The sequence below is a fragment of the Mesorhizobium sp. M7A.T.Ca.US.000.02.2.1 genome (assembly GCF_003996995.1).
Classification (GTDB): Bacteria; Pseudomonadota; Alphaproteobacteria; order Rhizobiales; family Rhizobiaceae; genus Mesorhizobium.
The window spans coordinates 1-8,532 of record NZ_RZTT01000271.1 but is presented as its reverse complement, the minus strand read 5'-3'; the positions used below and the strand labels follow the sequence as shown (position 1 = coordinate 8,532).

Genomic DNA, 8,532 nt, shown 5'->3' with positions numbered 1-8,532 from the left:
GCGTCCTGGCCAGCTGGCCGATGGTCTCGACGCCGATTTCCGCCAGCCGCGCCCTGGTCGCCGGGCCGACGCCCCACATCAGCCCGACCGGCAGGTCGTGCAGGAAAGCGAGCTCGCTGCCGGGGTCGACCACCACCAGCCCATCCGGTTTGGCCACCTGCGAGGCGATCTTGGCCAGATGCTTGGTGCGTGCCACGCCGATCGAGATCGGCAGGCCGAGTTCGGCCCGCACGCGGCGGCGGATGGTCGTCGCGATCTCTTGCGGCGAGCCGAATAGATGCGTGCAGCCGGCGACATCGGCAAAGGCCTCGTCGATGGAGATGCGCTCGACCACCGGGGTAAAATCGTCGAGCACCTTGATCGCCGCGTCGCCCAGCCGCTGGTAATGGCTGAAATTACCGCCGACGAAGATCAAATGCGGGCAGAGTTCGCGCGCCTTGCGCCCTGGCATGCCGCCGCGCACGCCGAAGGCGCGCGCCTCATAGGAAGCGGCGAGCACGACGCCGCCGCCCACCGCGATCGGCTTGCCGCGCAGCGACGGATCGAGCAACTGCTCGACCGAGGCGTAGAAAGCGTCGAGATCGGCATGCAGGATGGTGGCTGTCGTTTCCATCCCGACCGCACATCACAGTTGCTGATAGAATTGGAACAAATAAAGAACAAGCACGGGTCGTTGTCAAGCGAAGGCCGATTTGTGCAGCAACAGCTGTGCCGGTTCGGCGTGAACGCAACCGCCTAGACAATATGCTCCGATCGCAGCGCCGCTTTCATCTTTTCCAGCGCTGCTTCGCCGCCTGCCGCCAACTCGTCGGCAATCCTGGCCAGCTTATCGTCGGCCTTGCGGTGCTTGCTGCCCCAGGCGCCGAGCGTCGCCAGCACCGGCAAGAGGTCGATACCTGCCTCGGTCAGCCGGTAGACCGTTCTCAAGCCATGCGTCGGGTCGTCGCTTCTGGTGAGGATGCCTTCCTCCTGAAGCGTTTGCAGCCGCTCGGCCAGCGTGCGCGAGGAGATGCCTTCGTCGGATTGCAGGAATTCGCGAAAGTGCCTTTTGCCGGCGAAGGCCATGTCGCGGATGATGAGCAGCGTCCAGCGGTCGCCGATCAGTTCGAGCGACAGGTTGATCGGGCAGCCGGATTTTTCGCGCGTCGACATCTACGGTTCCATTTTTAAATCACTTTACTATTGACATCGTTTTGGCCTTGCGTCAATGGTTGCAAATGTAAACTGTTTTGCGATGGCCGTGGGGAGAATGACGGTGAAAAAGCTGGTCCTGCAGATGCAGACGTCGGTCGACGGCTTTGTCGGCGCCAATGAGGACCATCCCTGGCAGCTCTGGGAATGGGGCGACGACAGCGCCTGGGACGACGCGCTGAAGCAGGACTTCAACGCTGTCTTCGCAGGCGTCGATACCATCCTGCTCAGCCGCAAAATGGCACAGGAGGGCTACCTCACCCATTGGGGCACTGCGGCGAAGAAGTTTCCGCACGATCCGTTCTACGCCTTTGCGCAGCGCATCGTCGACGCCCGCAAGGTGGTGCTCAGCAACAAGCTCAAGCAATCGGCCTGGGAGCCGGCTTGGGAGCGCACCAGTGTGGCCAGCGGCGACCTGCCGCGCGAGGTCAACGCGCTGAAGACGGGCGAGGGTGGCGACATTGCCGTGTTCGGCGGCGCCGGTTTCGCGTCAGCGCTGATCGCGGCCGGGCTGGTCGACGAGTTCCAGCTGTTCGTCAACCCGGCGGTGCTGGGGGCGGGCCGCCGGATTTTTGATCAGGGCGGTCTTAGGAACCTGCGGCTGCTCGGCTCGAAGGCCTATGCCTGCGGCATGGTGGTCAGCCGTTATGCACCGGCGGGGTGAGGGGAACCTCCATCTTCTCCCTGCTCACTTCGCATCGTGGAAAATAATCCCTACCGTGTGGCGCATGCCTGAGCGCAGCCGGCTGACGCCGTGGCGCAGATTGACGCGGTAGTTGCCTTTGGTGCCCTGCACCGGCCGGTTGTGGACGGCGAACACAACGGCGTCGCCCTGGCGCAGCGGCACCACTTCGACTCGGCTCTGCATGCGCGGGCGCTGCTCAGTCAGCGCGAACTCGCCGCCTGTGAAATCCCGGCCCGGTTCGGAGAGCAGGATCGCCACCTGCAGCGGAAAGGCGAGATCGCCATAGAGATCCTGGTGCAGGCAGTTGAAGTCGCCAGGCACATATTGCAGCAGCAGCGGCGTCGGCCGTGTCTGGCCGGCGGCATGGCACTGCTCGAGAAACGCGGCATGCGTCGTGGGATAGCGCATGGCCTGCCCCATGCGCTCGTTCCACCGATTCGCGACCTCGGCCAGCCTGGGATAGAGCGCGCTGCGCAGGCCACCCAGGAGGTCGGGCAAGGGATAGCGGAAGTAGCGGTACTCGCCCTTGCCGAAGCCATGCCTGGCCATATGGATGTGGCTGCGGAAATGCTTCTCCTCGGGATAGAGGTCGGCGATCTGTCGGCACTCTTCGGGCGACAGCAGCTTTTCAATCACCGCGCAGCCGAAGCCGTCGAGTTCGGCAGCAAGGGCCGGCCAGTCGTAACCGGCGATGCGTGTCTGAGCAGCTTCGACCACCGATGCGGCAATTTTGGCATGGGCATTCATATCGTAGCCTCCTTGTAGAGCAGGGCGCGCTTGCGCTCGACGCCCCAGCGGTAGCCCGACAGCGTGCCGTCGGCGCGGACAACACGGTGGCAGGGTATGCCCAGCGCAATCGCATTGGCCGCACAGGCGGTCGCCACGGCGCGGGCGCCGTTCGGCTGGCCGATATGCCGGGCGAGCGCGGTGTAGGTGATGGTGGCGCCGCACGGGATCCCTCGGAGCGCCTCCCACACGCGCTGCTGGAATGGCGTGCCGTGGCGCAGGTCGAGCGGCAGGTCGAAGCCGACGCCGGGCATTTCGATGAAGCGCGCGATTGCCGCGAGATCGTCGCGCAGTGCGGCCTCGTCCTTGGCCAGTATCTTGCCTGGGAAGCGGTTGGCGAGATCCTGCTCCAGTGTGTCGGCATCCGAGCCGATCAGGATGGCGCAGACGCCGATATCGCTGCGCGCCGCCAGGATTTTGCCGATGGGGGATTCGCCGATGGCATAGGCGATGGTGCCGAGGGCGGCGACGTTGCAGGCGGCCATCGGCATAGTGGTTTGTATAAGGTTCATTGCCTTCACTCCTTTGTTTGTGGCTGAACCCTAGCCACGGTGTCGGCCGTGTCTCACTCCGGTGCTTGCTTTCAAATTCAAATCTGCCTGAAAGGCGCAAAGGTAGGTGCTCTATGGCGCCCCCTCTGTCCTGCCGGACATCTCCCCCACGGGTGGGGAGATTGGCTGTCATCACCGCCTTCGCCAATCTCCAACGTTGCAGGACGAGAGCCGGCGCCGGAACTGCCAATCTCCCTCCTTGTGGGGGAGATGTCCGGCAGGACAGAGGGGCGCGCCATAGAGTGCTGATTTTGAACCGTCCGCACTTCAGCCAAGCATGCTCATGCCACACGCGTGACCGACACTTCTCCGAGCACGAACACCTCACCGCTCAGCAGCCGCAGCTCGATGTCGCCGGTTGCGGTGTGGTTCCACTCAGCCTTACCCTCATCGACAAGTCCGCCGATGGCAGCCATGACTTGGGATTTCGCCTTTTCGGCGCGTTTGCCGGCGGCGGTCCCATCGGTGACGCTGTCATGAGATCTTGCCATCGCGCGCATGCTTGGCCGTCATCTCCGCGCGGATCGGTAGGCGCTGTCAGATTCGCCGGCCTCACGCTCCAGCAGCGCGCGTTTGCGCTCCGCGCCCCAGGCATAGCCGGACAGGTCGCCATCCCTGCGGATCACGCGATGGCAGGGAATGGCGACGGCAAGGTTGTTGGCGGCGCAGGCGGCGGCGATGGCACGGGTTGCCTTCGGCGCGCCGATGCGCTGCGCGATGTCGGCATAGGAAACCGTGCGGCCGACGGGGATGTCTTGTAAAGCCTGCCAGACACGCTGCTGGAAGGCGGTGCCGCGCACGTCGAGCGGCAAATCGAGACCGAGCGCCGGAACTTCGACGAAACCGACGACGCGGGCGACCAGCGCCTCGTAGTCGTGATCGCCGCCGATTAGCCGTGCCCTGGGGAAACGGTCCTGCAGGTCGCGCACCAGTGCGTCAGGATCGTCGCCGAGCAGGATCGAGGCGACGCCCTTTTGACTGGACGCGACCAGGATGGCGCCGAGCGAGGTCTCGCCGACGGCGAAGCGGATCTCTTCATCGGCGCCGCCGGCGCGATAGCGCGTCGGCGTCATGCCGAGCATGCCAGTGGATTTCTCATAAAAACGTCCGCTCGAATTGAAGCCGGCATCGTAGATCGCCGTCGTGACGCTGGCGCCGTCTTCCAGGCCCTGACGAACCCTGGCGGCGCGGTGCGCGGCGGCATAGTCCTTCGGTGTCAGCCCGGTGGCCGCCTTGAAGATACGATGGAAATAACCGGCGCTGCGGCCGGCGGCATCAGCCAGCTCAGCCAGCGACGGTTCTTCCTGGCTCTGCTCGATCCTGCGGCAGGCAGCGGCGACCATCGCCGCGTTGCCGGCCTCGAGCGACGGGCCATCCGGGTCGCAGCGCCGGCACGGGCGAAAGCCGGCGGCCCTGGCCTGATCCAGCGTGTCGTGCAATTGCACATTTTTCGGATTGGCGCGCCGAGACGGGCAGGAAGGCCGGCAATAGACACCGGTCGTCGCCACCGAATACCAGAATGCGCCGTCGGCGGATTTGTCGCGCACGACGATTCGCGCCCAGCGCGGATCGTCGGCGGCTTGCAGCGGCGCGGATTTCAGATTTTTCGCCAGGGTAATGAACATGGCCGGCATTGAAGCCGCAGGAAGCCGGTCTCGCCACCCGTTTCCTGACGTTCTCGCAACTCTGATCGAGGCCTATGAGGACAAGCACTACCCGATTGAAGCACCCGATCCCGTTGAAGCCCTTCATTCGCACATGGAACTGTTCAACTTGGCGACGAAAGGCTCTAGCCGAGGTAATCGGGTCATCGCCCCGGGCGACCGAGGTGCTGAACAGAAAGCGGGCGCTTACCCTGGATATGATCTTCAAACTGAACAAGGAATGGAACATTCCTGCCGAGGTCCTCGTGCAACCCTATCACCTTGCAAATGATAGGGGCCGCAAACGCGCCTGAGCTGTCGCCAGATCGGCCGACGAATGGACGTGGGAGTCACCGGAAGCCGACCCGGTATGGGTATGCCTCCCGGCAACGCTGCCCAGATATGATCATCATTGTGGTGCCGGGTCGGGAATGGCCAACCCTCTGTCGGCAACGTCCTGGCTCGCTTGCGGCAAGATGAAGCGTCCCGTTACGTACCAGAGCAGGGACACCACGAGAATCGAGAGATAGCCGTCCACGGCATAGTGCCAGCCGGTATAAACCGAACCGAACAGGATGAAGGCCGCGAAGGACCAGCCGGCGATTGCCCACCGGCGGCCGAATCGAGCCAGGAAGAACGCGTTGAGCGTGGCGAACGCGACGTGCATGCTTGGCATGGCGGAGATGCCGCCGCCGAGTTCCGGGCGGCCACTCTGGTAGGCTGTAAACAGGTAATCGGCGTACAGATGGACCGACGCGCCGTAGCCCTTCTGCGCCAGAGCGGCCTGCAGCGCGACAAACCGGTCGCCGCCGTAGATTTGGTCGTGGAATATCGGGCCGGCGGACGACAGCAGGGTCGCGAGAACGGTGCCGCACAGCATCGTGGTCAGCGCGAATGCCCATAGGTAGCGCAAACGCCCGACCGGATTGTTCCAGAAGGCGACGAAGAGCACGGCGCCGAACCATTGCAGAAGCCAGCCATATCCATAGCCGGCGAAAATGGCGACCGACACCGGTTCGGAAACGATGCTGTGCGCCCATGTCCAGGGATCGGCGCCATGCAGCCGAAGATCGAGGTCCGCCAGGGCGCGGTCGGCGTAGAACGGCACCATGTCCGGGATGGCGACCTTCAAGGTGGTAAATGCGGTGACGCCGAGAAAGAACAAGAAGATGACGGGTGCGGCTGCAAGCCAGCGGTGCCTGAGTACGCCGAGGATGAACCTCGTCGGCGCATGCCGGGCAAATGCCAGCCCCGCCACACCAAGGCCCGCCGCCAGAAGCGCGGGCAGGAAAAAGGCGAACGGCTTGGCATAGGATTGCGCCAGATGCAGGTAGCGGTCCGGCTGCAGGCAAACAGCGGTCACGGCATAGGTCAGACACAAGGCAACCAGCAGCCAGCCGCTCCTGGTTGTCGCGATGTCGAGGTCAAGGATGGCAGGTGGGCGGCGATTGTTGCCGCGCTGACCTGTGTGCTCACTCATCGAAGGACATTCCGCCAGTTGTCCAAAAAAATAATTGGGTTATTTCGCAGGCGATATATTATCATCAGGTTACACTTGCGGGCAAATAGATCTCTAAATATTAGACCGATAGAATGCTTGTTGGCAAAGAGCCTGTTTACGAAAGCGTCGCGCCGCAACGCGCTGCCGTCATTGTCGGTTTTCAACGGCTGCAGGCTGCCTCGCCATCGGGCTTCGGCTAAGCTTGAGGGAGCCATCGCCTGGGTTGGCGACGGCCCTCTTTCAACATACCTTTCGATCAGGCGACCTTGATCAGACCGAGCTGGGTGAGGGCGGCGACGCCGTCATCGAGGCCGATCTCCTCGACGATCCTGCCGTCGACCACCTTCAGCACCGTGGTGCCGGTGAAACGCATCGTGCGGCCGGTGGCGGCCGGCAGCGAGCCGGCGAGGAAATCGCCGAAGGCCGGGCCGGTATGCGTGCCGCCGCCCTCCCACTGGCCGACGACATAGTCGCCCTCGGCAATCAGGTCGGCCGTGGCCCAGAAGTTGAGGTCCGGGAAGGCGGCGCGGAAGCCGCTCATGAAGGCCTTGATGTCGTCGCGGCCGCGGCGCGGCTCGTGCAGCGAGTATTTCAGCAGCATGTCGGGTGCCGCGATGTCGTCGACGACGGACAGGTCGCAGCTTTCACCCCAGAAGTCGGTGAACCATCTGACGACGACGGCCTTGTTGTTTTCTTGTCTGGTCATTGGAAGATCCTCTTGTCTCTGCAATGTGATCATCGGCGCCGCCGATGATCCGGGATCACCGGATTGGCCGATGACCTGGAGCCATGACTAGGAACATCCGGCCGATGCGAAACTCCGGTTCTTGCCGGCCAATCGAAGAGCAGAGGCGGCAGGTGAGGAGCCAACAAAGCAGCCCGCCATCGCCGTGGTAACTGTTTCTTCTCTGGTTTTGCCGCAGATTGCCCTGCGGTGGAGCAGGCGAAGCAGACGATGGCGCGTCAGGGCAAGAAAAGTCGCAATGGAACGTTCTGGGCCAAGGCCCTGGAGCGCGCCCATCTTGGTGTCTGGGACTGGGATCTTGTAACCGGCGACTGCTTCTATTCCGCGACCTGGGCGCGGATGCTGGGCTACGATGAGAGCGAACTTGCCAACACCAGCGACCTGTGGCTGCAACTGACCCATCCCGACGACCGCGAGCGGGCGCTGGCCAGCGGCGACCGCCACATTGCCGGCCTGACCGACGCCATCGAGACCGAATTGCGGCTGAAGCACAAGCAGGGACACTGGGTGTGGGTGCTCGATCGCGGTGGCGCCGTCGAGCGCGACGCGATGGGAAAGCCGCTCAGGCTGATGGGTGTGCAGACCGACATCTCCAGGCAGAAGGCGGCCGAAGCCGAACTCGAGCAGGTCAATGTGCGCTTCCGCCTGGCGCTCGCCGCCAGCGGTACCGGCATCTGGCACCACGACCTCGCCACCGGCAAAAGCTATTGGGACGAACGCACCAGGGAGATTTTCGGGCTTGTCTCCGACACCGCCGAAGTCGAGCGCGACCACTGGTTCGGCTATCTGCATCCGGACGATAAGGAGGCCGCGTCGCGCGCGCATCTGGTGCCGCTCGAAACGGACAAGGTCACCGCCGTGCAATACCGCATCGTCCGGCGCGACGGAGAGGTCCGGCACATAGAATCCCTGCTGCGTTTCATCGCCGACCCGCAAATCCCGGACCGCCGGCTGGCGGGGCAGATCCTGGGCACGGTGCGCGACATCACCGAAGACAAGCAGCGCGAGCAGGAGCTTGCCTATGCGGCCCGCCATGACGCGCTCACCGGTCTCTTGAACCGCGCCGCGTTCGACCGGCTGCTGGCCGATCACATCGCGGCCCCGCAGTTGCTGCCGCTTTCCGTGTTCTACGTCGATCTCGACTACTTCAAGGCGCTCAACGATTTTGCCGGCCACGCGGCCGGCGACCTGGCACTGAAAAGCGTTGCCCTAGGCATTCTGGGCTGCCTTCCCCCGACGGCGCATGCCGCGCGCCTGGGCGGTGACGAGTTCGCGCTTCTGATGCCCAATTGCGATACGGCGCAGGCCGGGAGGCTGGCCGACGCGGTACTTGCCGCGGTTCGCGATGCCGAACTAGGATCGACGGCCACGTCGCGCAAGCTGGCGGCCTCGATCGGCATCGCTTTCGTCGATGACGCCAACACGACGGT

At 63.9% G+C, this 8,532-nt stretch carries 9 protein-coding genes and 2 pseudogenes; 3 read left to right on the top strand and 8 right to left on the bottom strand.

Going from position 1 to position 8,532, the window contains the following annotated elements; all coding sequences use genetic code 11:
* Positions 1-613 (bottom strand): annotated as a pseudogene (locus tag EOD15_RS22890) (DNA polymerase IV); the annotation flags it as partial.
* A gap of 122 nt (positions 614-735) precedes the next feature.
* A complete protein-coding gene (locus EOD15_RS22885) occupies positions 736-1,152 on the bottom strand; it encodes a helix-turn-helix domain-containing protein (protein WP_127320205.1) in 417 nt (138 codons plus the stop codon).
* Positions 1,153-1,255: 103 nt separating this feature from the next.
* Here EOD15_RS22885 and EOD15_RS22880 point away from each other — a divergent pair, with 103 nt between their 5' ends.
* On the top strand, positions 1,256-1,855 hold the full coding sequence (locus tag EOD15_RS22880) for a dihydrofolate reductase family protein (RefSeq protein ID WP_127320203.1): 600 nt from the start codon (positions 1,256-1,258) through the stop codon (positions 1,853-1,855).
* 24 nt (positions 1,856-1,879) lie between these two features.
* On the opposite strand, the gene EOD15_RS22875 is transcribed toward EOD15_RS22880, so the two are convergent.
* The 4 genes from EOD15_RS22875 to ada form a co-directional block, all read right to left on the bottom strand.
* Positions 1,880-2,623 carry a 2OG-Fe(II) oxygenase gene (locus tag EOD15_RS22875; protein WP_127320201.1) on the bottom strand — a complete coding sequence of 248 codons (744 nt, stop codon included), beginning with the start codon at positions 2,621-2,623 and terminating at the stop codon, positions 1,880-1,882.
* A complete protein-coding gene (locus EOD15_RS22870) occupies positions 2,620-3,174 on the bottom strand; it encodes a methylated-DNA--[protein]-cysteine S-methyltransferase (RefSeq protein ID WP_127320199.1) in 555 nt (184 codons plus the stop codon). Before EOD15_RS22870 ends, EOD15_RS22875 begins: the two co-directional genes overlap by 4 nt.
* Positions 3,175-3,494: 320 nt before the next feature.
* A complete protein-coding gene (locus tag EOD15_RS22860) occupies positions 3,495-3,704 on the bottom strand; it encodes a hypothetical protein (protein ID WP_245463740.1) in 210 nt (69 codons plus the stop codon).
* An 18-nt stretch (positions 3,705-3,722) separates the two neighbouring features.
* The gene (gene ada / locus EOD15_RS22855) at positions 3,723-4,838 is read right to left on the bottom strand and encodes a bifunctional DNA-binding transcriptional regulator/O6-methylguanine-DNA methyltransferase Ada (protein ID WP_127320195.1); all 1,116 of its coding nucleotides are present in this window, start codon (positions 4,836-4,838) and stop codon (positions 3,723-3,725) included.
* A 40-nt stretch (positions 4,839-4,878) separates the two neighbouring features.
* On the opposite strand from ada, the pseudogene EOD15_RS36890 reads away from it, so the two are divergent.
* Positions 4,879-5,170, top strand: a pseudogene (locus tag EOD15_RS36890) (XRE family transcriptional regulator); the annotation flags it as partial.
* A 95-nt stretch (positions 5,171-5,265) separates the two neighbouring features.
* Here EOD15_RS36890 and EOD15_RS22845 read toward each other — a convergent pair.
* The gene (locus tag EOD15_RS22845) at positions 5,266-6,336 is read right to left on the bottom strand and encodes a phosphatase PAP2 family protein (RefSeq protein ID WP_127408841.1); all 1,071 of its coding nucleotides are present in this window, start codon (positions 6,334-6,336) and stop codon (positions 5,266-5,268) included.
* A 277-nt stretch (positions 6,337-6,613) separates the two neighbouring features.
* Entirely contained in the window at positions 6,614-7,063 is a 450-nt protein-coding gene (locus tag EOD15_RS22840; RefSeq protein WP_127322930.1) for an ester cyclase, read from the bottom strand.
* 249 nt (positions 7,064-7,312) lie between these two features.
* Here EOD15_RS22840 and EOD15_RS22835 point away from each other — a divergent pair.
* A partial coding sequence (locus EOD15_RS22835) for a PAS domain-containing protein (protein WP_127408840.1) occupies positions 7,313-8,532 on the top strand: 1,220 nt, incomplete at its 3' end.

Bases quoted from the DNA above. Each gene is read 5' to 3' on its own strand.
- EOD15_RS22885 (WP_127320205.1), bottom strand. From the start codon at position 1,152: ATGTCGACGCGCGAAAAATCCGGCTGCCCGATCAACCTGTCGCTCGAA.
- EOD15_RS22875 (WP_127320201.1), bottom strand. From the start codon at position 2,623: ATGAATGCCCATGCCAAAATTGCCGCATCGGTGGTCGAAGCTGCTCAG.
- EOD15_RS22870 (WP_127320199.1), bottom strand. From the start codon at position 3,174: ATGAACCTTATACAAACCACTATGCCGATGGCCGCCTGCAACGTCGCC.
- EOD15_RS22860 (WP_245463740.1), bottom strand. From the start codon at position 3,704: ATGGCAAGATCTCATGACAGCGTCACCGATGGGACCGCCGCCGGCAAA.
- ada (WP_127320195.1), bottom strand. From the start codon at position 4,838: ATGTTCATTACCCTGGCGAAAAATCTGAAATCCGCGCCGCTGCAAGCC.
- EOD15_RS22845 (WP_127408841.1), bottom strand. From the start codon at position 6,336: ATGAGTGAGCACACAGGTCAGCGCGGCAACAATCGCCGCCCACCTGCC.
- EOD15_RS22840 (WP_127322930.1), bottom strand. From the start codon at position 7,063: ATGACCAGACAAGAAAACAACAAGGCCGTCGTCGTCAGATGGTTCACC.